This is a genomic window from Bacteroidales bacterium (assembly GCA_035299085.1).
GTDB lineage: Bacteria > Bacteroidota > Bacteroidia > Bacteroidales > UBA10428 > UBA5072.
This window is the reverse complement of record DATGXG010000063.1, coordinates 1-23,098: the sequence shown is the minus strand read 5'-3', so window position 1 is coordinate 23,098 and position 23,098 is coordinate 1. Positions and strand designations below refer to the sequence as shown.

At 43.0% G+C, this 23,098-nt stretch carries 25 protein-coding genes; 10 read left to right on the top strand and 15 right to left on the bottom strand.

Annotation, left to right across the window (positions count from 1 at the left end; genetic code table 11):
- The first annotated feature begins 11 nt into the window (after positions 1-11).
- The 6 genes from hisF to VK179_20665 all read left to right on the top strand — a co-directional run bounded on the left by hisF (position 12) and on the right by VK179_20665 (position 4,212).
- Positions 12-767: an imidazole glycerol phosphate synthase subunit HisF gene (gene hisF / locus VK179_20690; protein HLO61180.1), complete on the top strand. Its 756-nt coding sequence runs from the start codon at positions 12-14 to the stop codon at positions 765-767.
- A 52-nt stretch (positions 768-819) separates the two neighbouring features.
- Entirely contained in the window at positions 820-1,107 is a 288-nt protein-coding gene (gene hisE, locus VK179_20685; GenBank protein ID HLO61179.1) for a phosphoribosyl-ATP diphosphatase, read from the top strand.
- A 6-nt stretch (positions 1,108-1,113) separates the two neighbouring features.
- On the top strand, positions 1,114-2,265 hold the full coding sequence (locus tag VK179_20680) for a glycosyl hydrolase (GenBank protein ID HLO61178.1): 1,152 nt from the start codon (positions 1,114-1,116) through the stop codon (positions 2,263-2,265).
- A 69-nt stretch (positions 2,266-2,334) separates the two neighbouring features.
- Complete coding sequence (locus VK179_20675; protein ID HLO61177.1) at positions 2,335-2,541, top strand: hypothetical protein; 207 nt, start codon at positions 2,335-2,337, stop codon at positions 2,539-2,541.
- Positions 2,542-2,596: 55 nt separating this feature from the next.
- Positions 2,597-3,136, top strand: a complete 540-nt coding sequence (locus VK179_20670; protein ID HLO61176.1) for a hypothetical protein — start codon at positions 2,597-2,599, stop codon at positions 3,134-3,136.
- 128 nt (positions 3,137-3,264) lie between these two features.
- Positions 3,265-4,212, top strand: a complete 948-nt coding sequence (locus VK179_20665; GenBank protein HLO61175.1) for a class I SAM-dependent methyltransferase — start codon at positions 3,265-3,267, stop codon at positions 4,210-4,212.
- 1 nt (position 4,213) lies between these two features.
- Here the strand turns inward: VK179_20665 and VK179_20660 are convergent, their stop codons facing one another.
- The 8 genes from VK179_20660 to VK179_20625 all read right to left on the bottom strand — a co-directional run bounded on the left by VK179_20660 (position 4,214) and on the right by VK179_20625 (position 12,946).
- Positions 4,214-5,386: an iron-containing alcohol dehydrogenase gene (locus tag VK179_20660; protein HLO61174.1), complete on the bottom strand. Its 1,173-nt coding sequence runs from the start codon at positions 5,384-5,386 to the stop codon at positions 4,214-4,216.
- Positions 5,380-5,688, bottom strand: a complete 309-nt coding sequence (locus VK179_20655; GenBank protein ID HLO61173.1) for an antibiotic biosynthesis monooxygenase — start codon at positions 5,686-5,688, stop codon at positions 5,380-5,382. The genes VK179_20660 and VK179_20655 overlap by 7 nt, the downstream gene beginning before the upstream one ends.
- Positions 5,689-5,694: 6 nt before the next feature.
- Positions 5,695-7,839, bottom strand: a complete 2,145-nt coding sequence (locus tag VK179_20650) for a S46 family peptidase (GenBank protein ID HLO61172.1) — start codon at positions 7,837-7,839, stop codon at positions 5,695-5,697.
- Between the two features lie 161 nt (positions 7,840-8,000).
- Positions 8,001-8,606, bottom strand: a complete 606-nt coding sequence (locus VK179_20645; GenBank protein ID HLO61171.1) for a Maf family nucleotide pyrophosphatase — start codon at positions 8,604-8,606, stop codon at positions 8,001-8,003.
- Positions 8,603-9,565 carry a geranylgeranylglycerol-phosphate geranylgeranyltransferase gene (locus VK179_20640; GenBank protein ID HLO61170.1) on the bottom strand — a complete coding sequence of 321 codons (963 nt, stop codon included), beginning with the start codon at positions 9,563-9,565 and terminating at the stop codon, positions 8,603-8,605. Before VK179_20640 ends, VK179_20645 begins: the two co-directional genes overlap by 4 nt.
- Entirely contained in the window at positions 9,559-10,080 is a 522-nt protein-coding gene (locus tag VK179_20635) for an HAD hydrolase family protein (protein ID HLO61169.1), read from the bottom strand. Before VK179_20635 ends, VK179_20640 begins: the two co-directional genes overlap by 7 nt.
- Positions 10,081-10,113: 33 nt before the next feature.
- Positions 10,114-10,908: a DUF2520 domain-containing protein gene (locus VK179_20630; protein HLO61168.1), complete on the bottom strand. Its 795-nt coding sequence runs from the start codon at positions 10,906-10,908 to the stop codon at positions 10,114-10,116.
- Between the two features lies 1 nt (position 10,909).
- Complete coding sequence (locus VK179_20625) at positions 10,910-12,946, bottom strand: hypothetical protein (GenBank protein HLO61167.1); 2,037 nt, start codon at positions 12,944-12,946, stop codon at positions 10,910-10,912.
- A 130-nt stretch (positions 12,947-13,076) separates the two neighbouring features.
- Here VK179_20625 and VK179_20620 point away from each other — a divergent pair, with 130 nt between their 5' ends.
- Genes VK179_20620 through VK179_20610 form a run of 3 tightly spaced genes read left to right on the top strand, consistent with a single transcriptional unit; the run spans position 13,077 to position 16,407 of the window.
- Positions 13,077-14,513, top strand: a complete 1,437-nt coding sequence (locus VK179_20620) for a glycosyltransferase (GenBank protein ID HLO61166.1) — start codon at positions 13,077-13,079, stop codon at positions 14,511-14,513.
- A 14-nt stretch (positions 14,514-14,527) separates the two neighbouring features.
- Positions 14,528-15,625 carry a DegT/DnrJ/EryC1/StrS family aminotransferase gene (locus VK179_20615; GenBank protein ID HLO61165.1) on the top strand — a complete coding sequence of 366 codons (1,098 nt, stop codon included), beginning with the start codon at positions 14,528-14,530 and terminating at the stop codon, positions 15,623-15,625.
- Positions 15,626-15,630: 5 nt separating this feature from the next.
- The gene (locus VK179_20610; protein HLO61164.1) at positions 15,631-16,407 is read left to right on the top strand and encodes a hypothetical protein; all 777 of its coding nucleotides are present in this window, start codon (positions 15,631-15,633) and stop codon (positions 16,405-16,407) included.
- Between the two features lie 80 nt (positions 16,408-16,487).
- On the opposite strand, the gene VK179_20605 is transcribed toward VK179_20610, so the two are convergent.
- From VK179_20605 to VK179_20595, 3 genes are read right to left on the bottom strand one after another with little or no spacing between them, the layout of a single operon-like run.
- Positions 16,488-17,240, bottom strand: coding sequence for an SDR family oxidoreductase (locus VK179_20605; GenBank protein HLO61163.1), 753 nt, complete (start codon positions 17,238-17,240; stop codon positions 16,488-16,490).
- The gene (locus VK179_20600) at positions 17,237-17,473 is read right to left on the bottom strand and encodes an acyl carrier protein (GenBank protein HLO61162.1); all 237 of its coding nucleotides are present in this window, start codon (positions 17,471-17,473) and stop codon (positions 17,237-17,239) included. Before VK179_20600 ends, VK179_20605 begins: the two co-directional genes overlap by 4 nt.
- Positions 17,474-17,490: 17 nt before the next feature.
- Positions 17,491-18,489 carry a ketoacyl-ACP synthase III gene (locus VK179_20595; GenBank protein HLO61161.1) on the bottom strand — a complete coding sequence of 333 codons (999 nt, stop codon included), beginning with the start codon at positions 18,487-18,489 and terminating at the stop codon, positions 17,491-17,493.
- A gap of 146 nt (positions 18,490-18,635) precedes the next feature.
- On the opposite strand from VK179_20595, the gene VK179_20590 reads away from it, so the two are divergent.
- Positions 18,636-19,550: an SDR family oxidoreductase gene (locus tag VK179_20590; GenBank protein HLO61160.1), complete on the top strand. Its 915-nt coding sequence runs from the start codon at positions 18,636-18,638 to the stop codon at positions 19,548-19,550.
- Positions 19,551-19,735: 185 nt separating this feature from the next.
- Here the strand turns inward: VK179_20590 and VK179_20585 are convergent, their stop codons facing one another.
- From VK179_20585 to VK179_20570, 4 genes are all read right to left on the bottom strand, one after another.
- Positions 19,736-20,431, bottom strand: coding sequence for a rhomboid family intramembrane serine protease (locus VK179_20585; protein HLO61159.1), 696 nt, complete (start codon positions 20,429-20,431; stop codon positions 19,736-19,738).
- A gap of 98 nt (positions 20,432-20,529) precedes the next feature.
- Complete coding sequence (gene ilvC / locus VK179_20580; protein ID HLO61158.1) at positions 20,530-21,579, bottom strand: ketol-acid reductoisomerase; 1,050 nt, start codon at positions 21,577-21,579, stop codon at positions 20,530-20,532.
- Positions 21,580-21,600: 21 nt separating this feature from the next.
- Positions 21,601-22,182 (bottom strand): acetolactate synthase small subunit, encoded by a 582-nt coding sequence (ilvN, locus tag VK179_20575; GenBank protein HLO61157.1) that lies wholly within the window; start codon positions 22,180-22,182, stop codon positions 21,601-21,603.
- 2 nt (positions 22,183-22,184) lie between these two features.
- A partial coding sequence (locus VK179_20570; protein ID HLO61156.1) for a thiamine pyrophosphate-dependent enzyme occupies positions 22,185-23,098 on the bottom strand: 914 nt, incomplete at its 5' end.

The following is a 23,098-nucleotide window of genomic DNA, read 5'->3' as shown; positions in this document are numbered from 1 at the left end:
AACTTATAGATATGCTTGCCAAACGCATAATTCCCTGCCTGGATGTCAGGGACGGCCAGACGGTAAAAGGTATAAATTTTGTAAACATCCGTGAAGTCGGCGATCCTGTTGAAATGGGAGCTTTTTATGCCGAGCAGGGTGCCGACGAACTAGTTTTTCTTGATATAACAGCCAGTCACGAAGGCCGTAAGACATTCGCTTCACTTGTAAAAAAGATTGCACTTCACCTGAATATCCCTTTTACAGTGGGTGGCGGAATCAGCGAACTCAGTGATATTGAAACATTATTGTCGGCCGGAGCCGATAAGGTATCATTGAATACTGCAGCTATTCTTAATCCCGATCTGGTGGATCAGATGGCTCTTAACTTCGGATCACAGTTTGTCGTAGTAGCCATTGACGCTAAACTCGAAAACGGAACATGGACGGCTTATATTCATGGCGGACGTAAACCAACAGAAAAAGAGCTGTTCTCATGGGCAAAAGAAGTTCAGGATCGGGGTGCCGGTGAAATCCTTTTCACATCCATGAACCACGACGGGACACGCAATGGATTTGCATGCGAAGCGCTTGCCCGCTTGTCTGAAGATTTGTCCATTCCTGTTATTGCCTCCGGGGGAGCAGGAAATATGGAACATTTTGCCGAGGTTTTCACAAAGGGAAAGGCAGATGCCGGGTTAGCTGCAAGCATATTTCATTTCAACGAAATAACAGTACCCCAACTAAAAACCTTTCTTGCCGAAAAAAATATTCCGGTACGGATATAATATCGGGAAATCGCATTTGAACACTGTTTATATTTACGTATAAAATTAAACCATGGCAGATATCAATTTCCTTGTAAAGCTTCAGGATGTAATCGACCGGCGAAAAAAAGAAATGCCGGAAAACTCCTATACAACAAGTCTTTTTAAAAAGGGGGTAAACAAGATTGCACAGAAAGTCGGCGAAGAAGCCGTTGAGCTTGTCATTGAAGCCAAAGATGACAACAGGGAATTGTTCCTGAATGAGTCGGCCGACCTTATGTATCACATGCTGGTTTTGCTGTCATACAAGGGTTACCGTATTGAGGATGTTGTTGAAATACTCGAAGGCAGACATAAATAATCTCCTATGAAACCCGGTTTGTCGGTGGTGGTTTTGCTGATTTCTTTATCAATGATCAGTTGCAAACCCAAAAAGCAGTCAGTTCCCTTTGATATAACCATGCCGGAAGTAGTATCGGTTGAAAGGCCGGTTGATTCATTGCTTACAAAAGAAACAAAGGCATTATGGATTAACCTGAGGAAAATGCGCGGAAAAGGTATCCTTTTCGGCCAACAGGACGCCAATCTTTCAGGGATAAACTGGAAGCTTACGCAGGACAGTTCGGATATCAAGACATTAACCGGCACATATCCTGCCGTGTATGGTTATGAATTAGCCGGAATTGGAAATGCTGTTAATATGGACAGCGTGCCTTTTAACCTGATAAAGCTGCGCATTGCAGAAGCGTTTGACAGGGGCGGAGTAAACACGGTAACCTGGCATATGAATAATCCGGTTACCGGTGGGAATGCCTGGGATGTAACGCCTGCAGTGAGACAAATTCTGCCTGACAGCAGCCTTGAAAGTTTTTACAAAGGTGAGTTGCGTAAACTGGGTGAATTCTTCCGCGAATTGAAGAATAAAGAAGGAGTGCAGGTCCCTGTAATATTCAGGCCTTTTCATGAAAGCAACGGTAACTGGTTCTGGTGGGGGAAAGGCCGATGCACACCTGAAGAATACAAACGGTTATGGGTATTCACAGTGCAGTTTTTGAGGGATTCACTTCAGGTTCATAATGTACTTTATGCCTATTCAACCGATATTTTTGAGAATGAAGATCAATATATGGAGCGCTACCCGGGTGATTTCTGGGTTGATATACTGGGATGCGAAAATTACTGGGATTTTCAGTGGGGGTCTTCAGTATCAAACGGTATAGCCCAGTTGAGGATGCTTGTGGGAATGTCCGACCAGCATAAGAAACTGGCAGCACTAACCGAGTGCGGCTTCAACGGAATACCTGTGAATAACTGGTGGACTCAGTTCCTGTTGCAATCAATTAAAGAAGATTCGGTGGCAAGGAACATCTCATACATGATGGTATGGAGAAACGCGAATCTCAAACAGTATTACACTCCCTTTCGCGGCCATCGCTCCGCATTGGATTTCATAACTTTTGAAAAAGACAGTTTTACCCTGTTTGAAAAGGATTTACCCAAACTATATGATAGCCATTAAGTCTGATGGTTTTGACAGCGTTGTCTCTTTCGTCCCATGGGTCGCATAGGTCTCATAAAAATGAAACAAATGAAAGACGATGAAATCGGCAAAATTATCCGGCAGCTGGATGCTGAACGTCAGCAGTTAAGAATCAAAGCCATTAATGAACTCGGGGAAATTGGCGATGAACTCTGCCTGAAGGAACTCAGGGAACGCCTGAAGATCCTGACCCTTGAGCACAAGGCACTTGTTATTGCCGTGGCAAAGCTTAAGAAAAAGTTAGGAATTGTTTGAAACCGAACGCAACCCCTTACATTTGGAATTCATCTTTCTTAAAACTAATTACCCGATGAAAACCACCGTTTGCCTTATTCTCTTTTCCATCTTACTTTGCATTCCTCTTGTTTCCAAGGCTGATGTGATTTATACGCCCTACCGGACATTCGGAACGTTTATATCTTTTGAAGGTATTGCTTCGTATGAATACAGCCTTTCTCCTCATCATACCGTGGATTTCTGGAGCGGTGCGGGACTTGTCGCATCAACGGGTGATCTGTGGCATCCTGCCGCAGGAGCAGAAGCTGCTATTGAGTTCAGGCACTATTTTGCAAAAAACAGTTTCAAAAATTTCAACCTGGGTTTATACCTGGGTATGGCTTATATGAAACTGCCTGATTACTATGAAGAATGGCCATATTCAGACAAGTATTCGTTCGGAGTGGTTCCGGGTTTAAAATTCTCGTACAAGCACCGTTTTAATTCGTGGCTGGTTGCCGAACCCTATGCCGGAATAAGCTTACCCATTTATACAAGCAAAAATCCGGAAATAGATCTGCTGAATGTATACCTGACTTTTGGTGTCAGAATCGGATTAAATAAAGTAAAATAGGTATATAAAGAAAATATAAAGAATGTATCACTTAACTAATTTTTAACCCTTTCGTTTTTGTTTAATCTCATTCATTCAATATTTTAGCATTGGAATTACCTTTATCCTCCTTTCAAACTCCAATGAATATGAAAAGAATCATCTCACAAATTATTCTGATACTAGGATTTCCATTCACATTTTTATCGGCCTTCTGGCTTAAAATCGTAAAAAAAGCGGGAACCGGAAGGTTTGGTGATAAAATATTCATGATGCTTGGCATTCTCCCCATTCTGGATGATTTCTACCAACCCCTGATAAACCCGGCAAGGCATTTAAAGAAAGGCTTCATTGAGAATCGAGAAATTACTTGTATTGACTTCAACATTAATGAACAGCTAAAAATACTTCAGGGCTTTGATTATAATGCAGAGCTGATAAAAATTCCCATAAAAGAGGCAAAAGAATTTGGATACTTTTATGACAACGATTCCTATTGTTCTGGGGATGGCGAATACCTCTACAACATGATACGATATTATAAGCCGAAAACCATTATTGAAATAGGAAGCGGCTTTTCGACCTTAATGGCCTGCAATGCAATAAAACAAAATAAATCAGAGGATCCGTCTTATTCTTGTGATCAGACCTGCATAGAACCTTATCGCCACGGCTGGCTTGACAATATCGGGATTAACATTGTCCGAAAAAAGGTTGAGGATGTCGATAAAATGATGGTAAAAAAACTTCAGGCAAATGATATCCTTTTCATTGATTCTTCTCACATCATCAGGCCACAAGGAGATGTCCTCTTTGAATATTTCAGCCTTTTGCCCGAACTAAATCCAGGTGTTTTTGTACATATTCATGATATTTTTACACCCAGGGATTATCCCGAAGAATGGATATATGACCACTGTTTATGGAATGAACAATACCTTGTTGAGGCCCTTCTCATGTATAATAAAGATTTCAGGATTACCGGGGCTTTGAATTATCTCGCTCATAATTACAGGAAGGAACTGGGAGAAAAATGTCCCGTGTTTGCCATTCAAAGAGATAGGGAACCAGGTGCTTTATGGCTTGTTAAAGCTTAAATCACAGGCGGATTTTAAGCATATCAACCAGGTCTTCCTTTTGAAATTTTACCGGGTTTGCCTTGTGGTCGGTTACTTCAGCTATTCGACCTATATCTTCTTTCTGAATTCCGAATTCAGATAACCTTTTTAAAAGAAGTTTTTCGGTAAGTTCATCAATGTAATTAGCTGTAAAATTAAGGTACCATTCAATGCTTTTACCCGCTTCACCGGAAAGGACTTTACCCGTTTCAGCGTATTTCCGATGTGAAACCGTTTGTTCAGTCTGTTTTAGTAATGCCTTAATATTGTACCGGTTTACCACACCCATCATCGTTCCGCAAACCGTACCATGAGGAATTTCAAAAAAGCCACCGACTGATGACGCAAATCCGTGAATTAATCCCAATCCTGCATTGGCCAGTGTTATACCCGACAATAATGCCGCATAGGCCATATCGGTGCGTGCTTCCAAATCATCACCGTTTGTAAATGCTCTCATCAGGCTCTTATGAACACACCTGATCCCGTCAAGTGCAAAAGCATCCGTTAGTGAATTTGATTTTACCGAAACATACGATTCGAGCAACTGGGTAAAGGCATCCATGCCGCTTCTGGCTGTAATTGACGGGGGACAATTTATAGTCAGCCGTGGATCGACAAGGGCAATATCGGGCACGAAACTTTCATGCCTTAAAGATCGTTTGAACCCGTTAATCCCGGTTTGTGACAGCACAGCATTTGAAGTCGCTTCACTGCCCGTGCCGGAAGTGGTGGGAATGGCAATGAAAAACTTCTTTGTGCCGGGATGTTTTGAATGTCCGACACCTTCAAGGTAATTCAACACCGAATCATTTAACGGAATCATGGCAGACACCGCTTTCCCTGCATCAAGGACACTCCCCCCTCCTATGGCTATCACCGCATCAACATCGTGATAAATCGAATTGCGGGCAATGTTATCAATATCCTTCGGCGATGGTTCATTTTCTATTTTTTCAAAACCAAGGCGGATGCCTGTTTTTTCAAGATCTTTATGGATTGTCTCAAATACAGGATTATTCTCATGCGACTTTGAGCCCGTCAAAATGAGAATGTGCTTCCATCCGGGACTGATCAGCGTTGAAATCCTATCAGCCTCTCCCGATCCGAATAAGATACGGGGCGTCCGGATCAGGCTGAAGTTAGTTACCATACTGCAGGATCGAGAGGTGAAATCACACTGTGTTTCACACCTTTTCTCGGTTGCTGCATCCAGTCGGCCACAATGTCTCTCCAGGTCATGTAATGTGTTGTGGCTTTATGGTCAAGGATAGCCTGTTCATCGGCAAACACCTCATAAAGGACAAACTTGAGCGGATCGTCGCTATCCTGTAAAAAATCAAACCTCAGGTTGCCCGGCTCCTTAAGCGTTTCAGCCTGGTTTTTCACCGTGGCGTCTATAAAGGCATCTTTATAGTCGCCCTTCACCCATATTTGAACCAATGTAACAATCATGACTTATTATTTTACTAAAGTAAGTTCATTGATTAACCTGTCGTTTCCGGCATATTTATCAATAACAAACAAAACATACCGGATATCCACTGTTATATTTCTGCAAAAATCCGGATCAAACGCGTAATCACTCACTGTTCCTTCCCAGTTCCTGTCGAAATTCACTCCTATCAGCTCACCCTTGGCGTTCAATACAGGGCTCCCTGAATTTCCTCCTGATGTATGATTGGATGCAATGAAACATACAGGCATCTTTCCGTTAACACCCCAGGGACCGAAATCTCTTTGCCTGTTTAATTGCTTCAATTCGGGACTCACCCTATAATCTGTAATTTCCGGATCTTCCTTGTCAATTATGCCATCCACTGTGGTTTGGTATAGGTAATCAACGGCGTCGGCAGGTCTATATCCCTCAGCTTTTCCATATGCAACTCGCATGGTAAAATTGGCATCCGGGTACAATCGTTCCTGAGGATTCATCGCCATCATCCCGGAAACATATTTCCTGTAGTATTTCTTCATTACGTATTCAAGACTGTCCATCCGGCTTTCATTATTACCAAGAAGCAGTATGGAATAATCCCTGTAAATGGCCAGAAGAGGATCACTGATCAATGAGTTTCTGATCTTTTCATAAGATTTGGAGAACGCCTTCTTAAACCTGACAGAGTCAGTAAAGAGGCTGTTTTCATATATCCATGAGACATATTTATCATAATCATTGTTGAATTCAGATTTAATGGTCTTATAGAAAGCAGGGTGATAGGCAGAATCCACATAGGTTGAATAAAGTGAAAGAAGAACAGGCAGATCTTTCCTGTCGATTTCAAGTCCGTTTCCTTTAAAGAATCCTCTTCCGGTTTTTTGAATTTGCAGGATTTGTGTCTTTTTAAAATTTTCCGAAGAGTCAAATGCTGTATAAAAATCGCGCTGCACCTTGTCGGTCATACGTGAAATTTCCAGCAGGTTAAGCGTTTCGCCGGCCAGGGAGTTAGCCACATAAAGAGGGGCATATGTGCTGTATGCCTTTTTGAGACCCGGGATGACTTCAGAATAACCGGCGCTGTCTGTTTTAAGGTTCGATGCCCAGTCAATAAATTCCTTCTCTTTGTTTTGTTTCCTGTTGAAAATATCTGCCCGTTCGACTCCTTTTGTCACCCCCATCCACTTTTTCCAGGCATTCGCAATAGATTTATGCCTTGCCGAATACCGTAATTTGTAAACAGTGCCTTTGTCGATTACCGATTGAATGGATTCAAGAACCTGTGTCCTCATTTTTACCCTGCCCGGCAATGCTTTAACAGCAATCATGCTGATGGCATCCGAGGTGAGGTATTCATCAGTCTGGGCAGGGTAACCCAATACCATGGTAAAGTCACCTTCCTTCACACCGCTTGTGCTGATGTTGAAATGTTTAACCGGTTTATACGGAACATTATCCTTTGAAAATCCTGCCGGTTTGTTATCCTTTCCTGCGTAAATTCTGAAGATCATAAAATCACCGGTATAGCGGGGCCAAATCCAGTTATCGGTATCGCCCCCGAAATTGCCGATTGTTTCCGGGGGGGCGGCCACGAGGCGGACATCATTAAAAATCTGGTAGACGTATAAAAAATATTCATTGCCAAAAAACAAAGGCTTGACTTCAGCATAATAACCGGTTTGAGTGGTTGCTTCAGACCTGATTTTCTGAATGTTTTCATTAAGGCGCATTGATGACTCACGCTCCGTCAAATTATCACTAACACCGGACAATACTCTTGATGTCACATCTTCCATTTTAACCAGGAAGGTGACAGTAAGGTCAGGATTAGGCAATTCTTCGCTTGTTGATGCCGCCCAGAAGCCATTGGTAAGGTAATTATGTTCAATAGTGCTGTGCGCCTGAAGCCGGCTATAGCCGCAATGGTGGTTGGTAATAATAAGACCCTGGTCGGAGATCACGGCTCCCGTGCAACCATCGCCGAAGAGAATAACGGCATCTTTAAGACTGGGCTGAACAGTATTATAAACGTCTGATGCGGTAAGGCGGAAGCCTTTTTCCTGCATATCCTTAAATGTAATACTGTCAAGCTTAACCGGCCACATTCCTTCGCCTGCAATAGCAATCATCGTAAAGGCCGCAAAAATGAGTGTGAGAGAGAATTTCATGAGTAGTTAGTATGTTAATATGTTTAAACAGGGCACGTCATTGCGAGGAGCTTGCGAAGCTTGCGACGAAGCAATCTGCCTGTGCAGGCAGATTGCTTCGCACCGTAGGAACCGGTGCTCGCAATGACGGCTTTTGGGTATCCGGCATCCAGTATCCATCATCATCTTTCCACAATTTTTACAAGTTCCGCATACAATTTCTGCAGTGGCATGCCCATTACATTATAATAAGATCCCTCGATGTGTTCGACTCCAACATAGCCGATCCATTCCTGGACACCGTACGCACCAGCCTTATCTAGTGGCTTATATTCCTTTACATAATACCGGATTTCTTCCTCGCTCAGTGTCCTGAAGAACACTTTTGTACTTCCGTAAAAAACGGATTCCTTCGAAAACGTTTTCAGGCATACCCCTGTGAACACTTCATGCATTTTTCCTGAAAGCTTCATAAGCATTTTCACGGCGTCTTCTTCGTTTTCAGGTTTCCCTATCACCTCGTCATCGAGCCATACTATCGTATCGGCAGTAATCAGTAAGGTTTTTTCCGACATGAATGAGTTGTAATGCTGCGCCTTTGCACGAGCCAGGTACACCGGTATATCGTGTCTTTTCAGCACTGAAGGAAACACTTCTTCCATTTCAGGAAGTTCAACAATTCTGAAATTAATACCAATGCCTTTAAGCAATTCCCTCCTTCGCGGAGAGCGTGAGGCAAGGAGGATATCGTATTGATTAAGGTGCTGAAGAGCCTGCAGATCCATCATTTCAGGTAATTAATCAACAAATTAACAACAACCATATAGCCAATACCGGTAAGCATAACTCCTTTGAGAAACAGGTTGGCCCTGTGAAACTGCATTTGGTCTGAAGCTTTTATAACAAGCCATGAAATAGCAAGCAGAGGTATAATTACAAGGGCAATGAAATATAGCAGGGTGAATTTATCCCTGACAAAATAAAACCATGCCATGATGAGAAGACCAATCATGACAGCAATAAGTGAAACAGCGATCGTTTTGGAAGCTCCTGTTCCCCACACTACAGAAATCGTATTTTTGCCATATGCACTGTCGCCTTCAAGATCTTCGGCATCTTTAACAATTTCCCTCAGGAGGTTTACAAGGAATGAAAACAATGAAAATCCCGTAACCCATATAAATAGTATCTTAGACACCGAAGGTGCCAGTATTCCATAAGTTCTTGGGAGAAGGGGCAATTCAAAAACAAGTACCATAAAAGGAACCATGCCTGTTAGTAAAGCCACGATGAAATTGCCCAGGAGCAACTGACGCTTATAGGTTGTGGAATAAAACCACAATAAACCGCTTACCATAATGAAAATAAGGGACAGATAAACTTGATGGATGCTTACTGCAACCCATGCACCACACAGGATGCCAATCGCCGTGAAAACAATATGATAGATCATTGCATGGCGGGGATAGATGAGCCGGCCCACAATAACGGTTTCCGGCCTGTTAACCCTGTCGATTTTCCGGTCAAAATAGTCGTTTATAATATACCCGCCAGCCGTAATGCAAACTGTGCCGGTTACAAGTAAAATGAAAAGGAATAGCGGCAATTGCGCATCCATATTCATTTGTCTTAGCACAGGGATCAGCACACACTGCCTCAGAAGGATCTGTGTAAGGGCAACGATCACAAGGTTAGGCCACCGGATAAGCCTCATAAGTGAAGCAATATGAGTTCCAGGTGTTACCATATAAAGCTGAAATCATTCATCCATTTATTCTGAACCCTCATTACCTGCTCGATAATATCGCGCACACACCCTTCGCCTCCGTTTTTAAATGAAATGTAATGGGATATCGCTTTGATTTCCTCGGCAGAATCAGCAGGACAGGCGGCAAAACCCGACTTCTTCATAATTTCATAATCGGGAAGATCATCCCCCATGTAAAGCACATCTCCTTCAGCAAGATTGTGTTTTTCAAGATATGCTTCAAATACTTTTATTTTATTGGCGCTTCGCATATAGATATCTTTCACTCCAAGGCTGAGAAACCGCTTTTTTACCATTCTTGAATAGCCGCCTGTAATAATGGCTATGGGGAAACCCATCTTAACAGCATGCTGCACGGCAAAACCGTCTTTAATATTCATCATGCGGATAAACTCTCCGCCCGGATGCAGCATCACCGCGCCGTTTGTGAATACTCCGTCGACATCAAATGCAAAGGCTTTTACAGCCAGTAGTTTATTTTTTATTTCAGGCATAAATTCAGAAACGTGTAAACAAATATAGCGACTTTAACGGTTTGCCTTTTTATTCGTTATACTTTCTGACATTACCCGGTAAATTTCCTGTATCTCCGGCCACGCTGAAAGCATATCGATATGTCGATTAATTGTTTTAGTGTTTCCGCGTAATGCCGGTCCTGTCTGCGCTTTACCCGGGTCGAGTTCAAATGCTTTCTTAATAGTTTCAAGCATCAGCGGTTCCAGTAATGAAAGCGGAATATTTTTACCGGCCAGTATCAGTCCTGCAATGTCAAGCAAATGATTAGAGAAATTGGATGCCATTACAGCAGCAAGATGAATAAGCGCGCGATCCTCCGAATTTACTACCTGCACATTTTCCGACAGTTTTATGGCCAACTGCCGGATAAGATTTGTAGTTTGTTCGTCGCTGCCTTCTATGAGTAACGGCACTTTGCTGAAATCAACGGGCCGGTCCTTACTGAAAGTCTGCAGCGGGTAAAGCACCCCATGTGCATTGTTTCCCGACAGCACTTTCAAACTCACACTGCCGGCAGTATGAACCACTATGCCCTTTAAATATGGTTTTAAATTTTCAAACTGTTCACCAATGGCATCATCCGACACACAAATTATGTATAAATCGGAACCAGCGATTTCTTCAGAAATACTCACTAAGGGCACGCCGATACTTTGTGCGAGGTGTTTACCTGATTCGGTGCTTCGATTGACAATCTGCCTGAACTCCAAAGGCAGATTTTTCAAGGCATGTCCAATATGCCAGGCAAGGTTTCCGGCACCAATTAAAACAACTGAGCGTATTTCGGTCAGATCGTGGTTTGTCAATCTACAATCCGTAAAATTTATAATTTATCTTATAGAGCCAGGTTGGTTCTTCAGCATCGCTGTTTCCTACCTGGTGCACCAGTTCAAGTATTCCCGGGTATTTTTGTTCAACAAAAAACAGGTACCGTTGAATATTATTAATTATGTTTCCCGTATTGGCATTGGGATTTGCCCGTAAACTGGCGACAATAATATATTCAACCTTGTTTTTTCGCAGGGTATTCAACAGCGAGTCGGGTGAAACAGCAAAGCAATTCTGTTTTGAAACATTGACCCGTTTAATGAGCGAATCAACGCTGAAGGGAATAACCTTGTTCTTGTAAAGAGATTGAATTATCTCGTTGCCTTCATTACTCTTGAAATCATATACACCGTATAATTCGCTGCCTTCAGCCACACATCCCACATTGGCTCTTTTGATTCCCCATTGCAACTGGGCAGGCCAATGTGTATCGACCAATTTGTTAGGCAGAACAAGCAAATTACCTGTGCGTTTCTCAAGTTTTTGAATAAACTGAACCGGTTCCTCGCTCGGAAAACGGTACATCCCGTAAAACTCCCGGCCTTTCCCGTAAATGTATGACATAGATGGCTTGCGGGAAGCCACCACCTTATCGGCCGGAATATTTTTCGAAACCCATTCGCTCATTTTCAAAAAGTTCTGCCAATCGGGCGTAAACCCGTAATACAAATTTCCTTTTATATTCCTTGAAAGGAACTTGCGGTTGACTTTCATTCTTTCCGATGTCTGATCAAAAGTTCTGACGAATACCACAACAAGGAAAATCATCAGTACGATGCCGAGGTAAGTATATCTCCTGTTGATTGAAATTTGCTGAATACCCCATGCAAGCATCAGAAGAAGCAGGGGAATAAAAATAACCACCATGCGCATCTGGTCCCAGCTCTGGTGCAGTGCGATGAATGTTGCAGTAATTGCCCCTCCAAGGTATATGGCAAGGAACAGCATGATCTTACTCCGCCTGAAGGCGAAATAGGTAGCCACAAGGAACAGGATAACAATTACCAGAGTAACAAAGCCGCTTTTATCAGGTGAAGCAGGATCATGCAGGCCAAGCCCGATCATAAAATGCCTTGAAAGGTAACTTTTGGCATTGAGAATAAAACGGTCGACCATTCCGGCGAAATCTTCAGTGCCAAGTGCCCTGTTATATGGATTCTTCCTTAGGATCTCCGATATCTGGTCGGGTCCCTGTGATAATTTCTCGTGCCAGGCAAGTGTTTTATATATCCGGAAAGGGAACAGAAAAATAAGAAAGGAAATGACAAGCATAACCGCTCCACGGAATTTCTTTTCCCATACAAGAAACAGCACCATAGCCAGGAGCATGACAATACCGATGTTACGGGTAAGTGATACGAGAAAAACAAAGAATCCCAGTATCAGCCATTGTAATGCTTCATGCTTTAAAGGCAACTTTTCATCAAGATTGACATTTTGGTAAATATTGAGGAAAATGAAGATCGAAAGTGATTGCAGAAACATAAACATAGCCTCGCTGTATGTCTGGCTTGCGAAGTAAAGCAAGGATGCATTCACTGCAAGCACCAGCATGATAAGAGTAAACAGCGTGGCGGATACATGACGCCTGAATGTATAGTAAAATAGCACAAGATGGGCGATCATGAAAAGAAACGAGAATATCTTAAGCCATATAACATTCACGCCGAATATCATGATGGGCACACTCAGAAAGATAGAATACAATGGCCCGTGCCATGATGGAAATGCCCTGCCTTTTAAAAATTCATTAGCCATTTCGATATAATGCGAATCATCACCGCCGGTACTGATCTTTACATCAAACAAAAAGGCGCCCATAAACGCCGACAAAAGGACAGAAAGCACAAGGACGGCATTCAGATGCTTAACAAAGAATTTGTCAAGGGTTGTCCACATGTCACTTTTAACTGCAGGTATTTTTGACTTTACCGGTTGCACTTTCGGCTGTGGATTCCCTTTTTTATCCGCCTGGTTACCGGCTTTTGATTTTGGGTTTTTGGAACTGGAAGCCATACGATTTCAGATTGATTTTTATGAATTGGCACGACGAAAATACAAAAAGACTGGCGTATAAAAGCTCAATGAATTAATTTATTATATTTGAGCCTTCCAAAATTTATAGTCTGATAACTGCTTATCCTTCATGTTAACCCCTCTTTCTGAAAACCTGAGATCGTTTTATAACAGCATTGCCGGCAGCCGAAAAAAATATTATAAAAGAAACAGGTATTACCACCGCAATGTGCTGAAGTATTACAGAATGTGCATTCCTGCAAATTCTGCCGTTCTTGAACTTGGCTGTGCCACAGGTGATCTGATTGGAAACCTGCATACCTCTCAGGGTGTAGGAATCGACATTAGCGACGCCATGATCAATATTGCCAGGGAGAAATATCCGGATGTTGAATTCGTGTGTGAAAATGCTGAGAATTATACAACGAACAGGGTTTTCGACTATATTATTTTCTCGGGAATTGCAGGAAGTATTGAAAATATCCAGGAATTGCTTGAAAAGGCTCAGAAATGGGCGACTACCGATACCCGGGTGTTTATCGACTTTTATAACCCGCTTTGGAATCCTCTCATCAAGCTGGGAGAAAAAACAGGGCTTAAAATGCCTGAGAAAACCCGTAACTGGCTGTCGATTGATGACCTTGAAAACTTCCTTTATATTTCAGGATACCAGGTGATCAAGCGCAAATACCTGATGTTCTTTCCGAAAAATATTCCGGTCATCAGTTATATCCTGAACAAATTCATTGGCAATCTGCCCTTCCTGCGTCGACTTTCTTTAAACCACATTGTTGTGGCAAGACCTTCAAGGCCCCTTGACAATCCTGAAACCAAAAAATGCTCGGTTGTCATTACCTGTAGGGATGAAGAAGGGAATATTGAAGGTTTGGTTACCCGAATGCCTAAAATGGGAAGCAATACCGAGATCATTTTTGTTGAAGGTCATTCACGGGATAACACGGTTGCGAAAATCCAGGAAATGATTACCAAATATCCTGAAAAGGATATCAAAATGCTGAAACAAAAAGGAATCGGACAAGGCGATGCCTTCCGGTATGGCTTTGATGAGGCACTGGGTGATTTTGTCATCTGGCTTGAAGCCGATTTAACCACTCCTCCGGAAGAGGCCATACATTTTTGGAATGCCTACCTGTATAACCAGGGCGAATATGTAAACGGAAGCCGCTTTATTTATAAAATGGAAAAGAGCGCCATGCCTTTGCTGAATTTCCTCGGGAACCGCTTTTTCGGAATCCTGTTCACAACACTTCTGAAACAGAGGTTTACCGATACGCTCTGCGGTTTCAAGGCAATTTCAAAAAAGAACTATATCAAAATCAGGAAGCAGATTGATTTCTTCGGCGACTTCGATCCTTTTGGTGATTTTGAACTTATCTTTGGCGCAATAAAAAATAATTTAAAAGTCGCTGAGATACCGGTACACTATCAACCCCGGCAATACGGCGAATCAAAGGCTTACGGTCAGTCATTTTTCAGTTTCATGAAACATGCCTGGCTGCTTATAAGAATGAGCTATATTGCATTCAGGAAATTTATTATGGCTTAAACTGGTAAAATAGTATGGAATACCGCATTCAACAAATACAACCGTTTTTCGATGAACATGAATCCAGAAACCTTGAAAAAGCAATTCAAACCGGTTGGGTTACCGAAGGTCCTTTTTCACAGGAGTTCCTGGCTTCATTGAAACAGTTCACCGGTGCAAAATACGCAGTGCTAGCTAACAACGGCACTCTCGGATTATACCTTGCCCTGATGTCTCTTGATATTAAGCAGGGGGATGAAGTGATTCTGCCGGATTTTTCGTTCAACGCATCCGCATCATCCATTGCCTTTACAGGGGCAACTCCGGTTTTTGTTGATATTAACCCGGCTGATCTTCAGGTTAACACCAGTCTCATTGAAAAGAAAATCACCTCACGGACCAAAGCCATCATGCCGGTTCACGTTTACGGACAGGCCTGTGATATGGATCCGATTATTGATATAGCCCGGAGGCATAATCTTAAAATTGTTGAAGATGCCGCCCAGGGTTTCGGTGTGTTTTATAAAGGAAGGCACACGGGGACGCTTGGAAACAACGGGGTAATTTCATTCTTTGCCGACAAAACGATCACAACAGGCGAAGGAGCGGTGGTACTCACCAATGACGAGCAGGTTTTTAACCGTCTGCGTATGCTGAGAAACCAGGGAAGACCGAATAGCGGAACATTCATACATCCCGAGCTGGGCATGAATTTCAGGATGACCGATCTTCAGTGTGCAGTAGGTGTTGCGCAATTCAACAAATTCGAAACCATCCGTCAGATCAAGCAAAGGAACTTCAATCAGTATTTTGAAGAATTGAAAAGTATACCTGAAGTTGAGTTTATCAGGCAGAGTGAATTCACGAATTTCATTCCTTTCAGGGTAAATGTAAAAGTTCCCCGCGTTGAACAACTGATTGAGCACCTTGAAAAGAACGCAGTGCAAACCCGCAGGATGTTTTACCCGCTTCACCGCCAGCCGTGCTTCAGCTACCTGACAAACAACGATTCGGATTTCCCCGCTTCAATTGACGCCTATGACAGGGGATTGTCGTTCCCGGTTCACTGCAGTCTGAAACCTGAAGATATTTCCTATTTGTGTGACCTTGTAAAAGGTTTTTATAAAAGCTGAAAAGCATGTACCTGAAACCGGTATTTGACAACAGGTTTTTTACTTTCCTTGCCCAGCTGGCTGTTGCAAAACCGGCCACCAGGAAGTTATTCCGGTTCATAGCAACACTTCTCCGCTTTAAAATCATTCAGATACCCCTTGTTATCGTTGAGCGGTTGATCGCATGGATTCTAGTTCTGCCGGTTCCGGTTTATGCACAACTCGTTTATGTTTTCATTAAGTCGGTGAACGGGTATGTAGGTTACTATATCCGGGGCCTTTATTACAGTGTTAAAGCCGGAAAGTGGGCTGGAAACATCATTATTGACGAGGATGTTGTTTTTGAAAATATCGGTGATTATGAATTCAGCGAATTCTGCATGATTGATAAGAAGGTGATAATCGGTGCCACCACTTTCAAAATTGGGACCGGATGTCACATCGCCATGGGGACTGTTCTCTCAAAGGGAGGTGAAATAATTCTTGAAGATTATGCATCCATCAGTTACGGATGTATCCTGATTGCTGCTTCAGACAGTCCTGAAGACGGGTACCGGACAAGTGGTCCGATGGTGCCTGATGTGCAAAGGAATGTTAAACATGGCAGGATATTACTGAAGAAGGATTCATGGGTAACCTCAAATGTGGTGGTTATGCCGGACACAGTAATTGGTGAAGGGGCCATTGTCCCTGCCAATTCAGTAATTTATAAAAACGTTAAAGATTGGAAAATCAGGTTAATTGAAATGCGGAAAGAATATATCGACCGTCCTAAAATCAAATTCCCCGATCCTGTTTATTAGTATCTGTTGTTTTTGATAAGGTATGCCTGTGCTGGCAGATTGCTTCTGACCGCAGGAAGCGGTCATCGCAATGACGTTCTTTACCCGGCGCTGTAACCGCCGTCAATGACGAAATCACTGCCGGTTATCCAGGAGGATTTGTCGGAGAGGAGGAATGTCACGAGGTTGGCTACATCAGAGGGCTTGCCCAGTCCCAGCGGATGACTGCTTATTATATTGTCCACCGAAGATTGAGGCAACGTCCGGAACATTTCTTCGGCCATTTCTGTCATTATCATTCCCGGCAACACCGTATTACACCTTATTTTTTTACTGCTGAGCTCAAGCGCCATGGCTTTAACCCCGCTGATCAGCGCAGATTTGCTTGCACAATACGCCACTTTTCCTTCCTTTCCTAGTATTCCCATAACCGAGCCCAGAAATACAAAACTACCTCCCTGAGCCTCACAGTTCTTCTTTTTTGACAGGATCCGGGCAAGCTCAAAACCTGCAATCACATTAACCCGGAACAGGTCTTCGTAAATAGAAGGTTTCATATTTCTGAAGGGTATTGTGGCTTCAATTCCTGCCGAGTGAACAAAACCATAAACAGGACCGCAGTTTGCAACCATTTCATCAACAAGTTTCTCAAACAGATCAGATTGGTTCAGGTCAACCGAGTGGATGCTGTGATTGCCTTTATCAAGTAATTCCATAGTTTGTTGAAGCCTTTCCACATTGCGTGCAACCAAAATGACATTGGCACCGCACCGGCTGGCTTCAACCGCAATCTGGCGCCCCAATCCTGAGGAAGCGCCCGTGATAACAATATTTTTATTGTTTAATCCGGTCAATCGGTAAAGTTTTCCCTTCCCAGGAAATCCATCAGGCTTCCGACGGTTGTAAGGTTCTGTATTTCGCGGGCATTGATTTTTTTGCTGAATTTCTCATCACAGAAGGCAATAAGTGACATAACCGCCATGGAATCGTAACCATCCAGCGATTTAAGCTCCGTGTTTTCTGTCAGAGTCACCGGTTCAAATTCAAGGAAATCAATCAGTTCAGTGTAAAAGTCCAGCTTTTTCATTGTATCTTATTTTCTTACTAAATCTGAATAATAGTTGCGCCCCATGAGTAGCCGACGCCGAAGCCGCAAAGAAGAACCCTGTCGCCTTCTTTAATGAGTCCTCTTTCAGTAGCCTTTTTCAATCCGATGGGAATTGTTGCGGACACAGTGTTTCCTGTATCTGCCATGTCCATAAAGAATTTTTCTTCGGGAATGGCTAATTTCTTCCTGAGAAAATCAATCATGTACTTATTGGCCTGGTGGAAAATCACATAATCGATATCTGAAAGAGAAACGCTATTTTTCTGAAGTACCTCGTTAAAAGCCAACGGAACCGCGTCAATTGTGAAATTGAAGATTTCCGGACCGTTCATATATAGGCAGTTCGCAGTGGATATATCGCCACTTGAATTGGTAATCTCAACTGCATCGGGGTTTTTTGCGCTTTTCATACCGCCGTTGGGAACTATCAGATTGGTCATCCCGCTGCCGTCTGTTCCAAGTACAAATTCGAATATTTTTTCTGAATCGCTTGCACCCACAATAGTGGCTGCAGCACCGTCACCAAATATAGTGCGGTTTGCCAGGTCGAGGGGATGAATATGACGGGTATAGGTTTCGCTGGTGACAAGCAGGACATTCCGGGCAATACCGGCAGAAATGAAACCCTTGCTCATGGCCAGTCCGTATACAAAACCGGAACAACCCAGGTTGAAGTCAAAGGCGCCAAGGTCCTTTCGCAGGCCCAATTTATCCTGCAGAACACAGGCACTCGTGGGTAAAAAATAATCAGGGCTTTGGGTGCAAAGGATCAGAAAGTCGATTTCTTTCCTGTCGAAATTTCCAAGTACCTTTTCGCAGGCATGAAAGGCCAGGTCGAGTGCGGTTTCCTCGTTACTCACCACATGCCTCTCGGCAATTCCGATCTTTTTATAAATCTTGTCCGCTTCCCATTTCTGAAACTGAAGCTCAAGATCCTTGTTGGTTACAACCTTTTCAGGCAGGTAATATTCTATACGTCTTACCGAGGCGCCCATTGCCAATCATTTTTCTGTATCGTTTGCCACCCAAAGCTACCTTTTTTTACGGGCATGTAAAATAATTTATTTCAAAATCTTAAGATTTCATTCAGAATTCATGTCCAATTTATTAATATTGTGCCCGTTCAATAAATACTGCAAAATTGAAGATACTTATAACCGGAGGGGCTGGCTACAAAGGCATTGTGCTAACCACCAAGTTACTTGAAAAAGGGTACAATGTTACCATACTCGACAATTTTATGTATGGTTATGAGCCGGTGTTGCACCTTGTAAAAAACAAAAATCTCACCATTATTAAAGGAGATATCCGGAATAAAATCAAAAACCTGCAGGAATTCGATTTCATTTATCACCTTGCAGGAATAAGCGGATACCCTGCCTGTTCTGCCAATCCGCATTCGGCACACCTCATCAATGTGCAGGCCACCCGTAATATATTGAGAGGACTGAGCCGCGATCAGCGCATTGTTTATGCTTCGACCACTTCTTTCTATGGAAGGTCAGGCGAACCATGTACTGAGGAGACACCTATCACTCCTTTCAGCGTATATGCAAATACAAAATACCTGGCTGAGCAGATCACAATGGAAAAGGAAAATGCCGTAGCTCTAAGGTTTGCCACTATATTCGGTTTCAGCCCGAAAATGCGCATCGACCTGATGGTGAATGATTTTACCTACAAGGCAGTAAAAGAAGGCGTTCTTGTGTTATTCGACAGCTTTGCCAAACGTACTTTCATGCATATTGAGGATGCTGCCGATTGTTACATCATGACGATGGAGAAGTTTGATCTGATGAAAGGCAATGTATTTAATGCAGGCGGTAATCATCTGAATTTCTCTAAGCTTGAAATTGCCAACTTCATTAAAGAAAAGGTAGATTTCAAAATCATCGATTCGCAGATGCAGGATAAAGATCTGCGTCATTTCATGGTGAATTATGATAAAATCGAAAAAGTAGGTTTCATCCCCAAAATCAGCGTCCAGGAAGGAATTGACGAGTTATTGAAGATTTACGCCTTTTTCGAGTATTACTCACATTTTAAGACGATATAGGATCCTTTATCGTCATTGCGAGGAGCTTGATAAATCTCTGATTATAAAAAAAGTAATGCGACGAAGCAATCTGCCCGCACAGGCAGGCCCTTAAAAAGAGAGATAATTCAGTATCCGTCTGTCTTGGCCAGGTCCTTCCTGTTCCGGCAGATTGCTTCGTCGCAATTTATTCCTGCTATAATCATTTATACTTCCTGCTCCTCGCAATGACGGTCGTTCTCCTCCCTACTTTCTTCCGACTCTCCTCTCTCCTCTTCCTCCGACTCTTCTTCCTCCTCTTCCTCCATATCGCTGATAAATTTTGTCGGACCCGGGCCTTCGTGCCTGTAGTTAAAGGAAAGGCCTACGCCGGTGAGCAGTCCCATCAGGTGCGATTCCCATGACATTTCAGGCATATAGGGGAAGATACCCCATACCATGCTTCCGTAGAGAAAAATGACAAGCAACGAAATGGCCAGCAGGTTGATGTTCCTCCGTATGATTCCGCTTGTGAAGAGAAAGGAAGCAAAACTGTATATAAGACCACTTGCACCTATGTGGTAGGATGAACGTGCCACAAGCCATACTAGAATTCCGGTTAGGATATAAGAATAAAACAGCACCCTCCAGGCAACTTTCTGGTAAAAATAAAATATGGCAGTCAGCAGGAAGAAAAAGGGAACTGTATTATTGATGAGGTGATTAAAGCCTGAATGAATAAAAGGTGCAGCAAAAATACCTGCAAGCCCTGATATTTTGCGTGGCAGAATGCCGTAATAATAGAGTTCAAGACCGCCTGCAAGCTCCACAATTTTAACAAGCCATATAATGAGCAGGATAAAGGCCGGCGGAATCATGCTCAGGATAAACCTTCTGTACTCAATATTGGTTTCGTTCTTCAATGAAAGAGTTGTGAAAGGGTAAATGTAAAAAAAAGAAACGAGTAACAGGTGACTATTCAGTCACCCTTACCCGTTTCAAGTATTCAGTATGAAATGACTTATTTTACTTTCGGTCGCAGGTTTCTTACCTGTTGTCCGGCCTGCCACATTTCGGATTCACGAAGCTCCTTGAGTTCTTTTTCAAGATATTCTCGATAATTCGACATTCCGGTAGATTCAAGAACACGTTTTGTTTCTGATCCCGATTTTACCTTGTTGTATAAATCGTTGAAAACAGGAAGCGTCGCTTCTTTAAACTTCGGTCTCCAGTCGAGTGCCCCACGCTGTGCTGTAGCGCTGCAGTTCGAATACATCCAGTCCATTCCGTTTTCATCAACCAGGCGGATAAGGCTCTGGGTAAGCTCTTCAACAGTCTCGTTGAATGCTTCGCTGGGTGAATGACCATTCTGGCGCAAAACCTGGTATTGTGCATCCATAATGCCGGCGAGTGCTCCCATCAGAACACCCCGTTCACCTGTAAGATCGCTGTAAACTTCCTGTTCGAAAGTAGTCGGGAAAAGGTAGCCTGAACCAATGGCGATTCCAACCGCAAGTGCTCTCTCTGTTGCTTTGCCTGTATAATCCTGGAATATGGCATAGCTTGAATTGATACCGGCGCCGGCAAGGAAGTTTCTCCTTACGCTGGTGCCCGAACCTTTAGGAGCTACAAGGATAACATCAACATCAGCAGGCGGAACAACGCCGGTCTGTTCTTTATAGGTAATTGAAAAACCGTGTGAGAAATAGAGGGCATCGCCTGCTTTCAGGCAGGGTTTCAGTTTTGGCCATATGGCCCTTTGTGCGGCGTCGGAAACGAGATACTGGATGATAGTACCTTTTGTTGCAGCCTCTTCAATTGAAAAGAGAGTCTTGCCGGGCACCCAGCCGTCTTTCACTGCTTTGTCCCAGTCGGATTTAAACTCCGGTGCCTGTCCGATAATGACATTGATGCCATTTTCTTTCATGTTCATAGCCTGTGCCGGGCCCTGAACACCGTAACCGATCACTGCAACAACTTCGTTTTTAAGAACTTCCTGTGCTTTTTTAAGAGGAAATTCTTCACGGGTTATAACGTCTTCAACAACACCTCCAAAATTAATTTTTGCCATAATGTATTAAATATTTAGTAATTAATTCTTTGCGTATTCTACTGAATTGGTTCCTGCATCTTTCATATAATTTGAAAATACCTCGCGGCTTGAACGGGTGATTGCGATCCGGCCTGAACGGGTGAATTGAAGCAGGCCATAATTATAGAGTTCATCAAACAGCGCCTGGGTCTCCTCTTTATGTCCTGTAAGTTCGATTACAGTATACTCAGGCTTCACCTCGAGAATGCGGGCATGATGCTTACGGATAATCTCCTCTACCACATTTCCTTCAACAATCGACTGTGTAGGAACTTTATAGAGTGCAATTTCCTGGTGGATGACTTCGTCTTCGGTATGATAGAAAGCCTTCAGCACTTCCACAAGTTTTTCAATCTGGGTAACGACTTTTTCCACCTTGTCGCGGGTATCGTTCACAACAATGGTGAATTTATGGATCCCCGGTAATGCAGAACCTGAAACCGTCAGACTGTCAATATTTACCTGCCGCCTTGTAAAGATAATTGTTATGCGGTTAAGAAGCCCTATATGGTTTTCAGAGAAAGCGGAAATAGTATAGGTCTGCTTGCCTCCATTGAGGCTGTTTTCGCTTATTTTTGACATGATCATTGCTTTTGTGGTTCAAGAATTACTTCAGAAACGGATGCACCGGTAGGTACCATCGGGAAAACGTTATCTTCTTTTTCAATCGATACTTCAAGGATATAGGGCCCGTTGTAATCAAGCATCTCCTGGATGGCCGGATCAAGGTCAGGGCGCTCAAGTACCTTACGGCCCTTGATACCAAAGCCTTCAGCCACTTTGATAAAATCAGGATTCATCAGGTAGGTCTCAGAGTACCTTTTCTCAAAAAACAACTGTTGCCACTGCCTTACCATTCCCAGGTATTTATTATTGAGCAGCACAATTTTAACTGCTGCCTGGGTCTGGTTGATGGTCCCCAGTTCCTGGATGGTCATCTGGAGTCCGCCGTCACCTACAAAAAGAACAACCTGCTTGTCGGGTGCGCCTATCTTCGCGCCATGTGCTGCCGGAAGTCCGAAACCCATTGTACCCAGCCCCCCCGATGTGATAAAACTCCTCTTGTTCTTAAAATTGAAATACCTTGATGCGATCATTTGGTGCTGGCCTACATCAGTTACAGCAACAGCATCACCTTTTGTTTTCTGGTTAATGATATGAATTACTTCACCCATTGTCAATCCCGGCTTTTCAGGAAGAAGATCATGACGGATTACCTTGTCATATTCTATTTTATCAATTTCCTTGAATTTATTCAGCCACTCATCATGGGTTCTTTTCTCGATCATCCTGGTAAGAACCGGCAGGGTATCCTTAACATCTCCGTGAATGGGAACATCAACCTTAACAACCTTATTGATCTCTGCCTTGTCAATTTCAAGATGGATAATTTTAGCCTGTTTCGCGTACCGGTTCACATCGCCGGTAACCCTGTCGTCAAACCTCATTCCAACGCCAATCAGCAAATCACATTCATTTGTAAGCAGGTTGGTTGCAT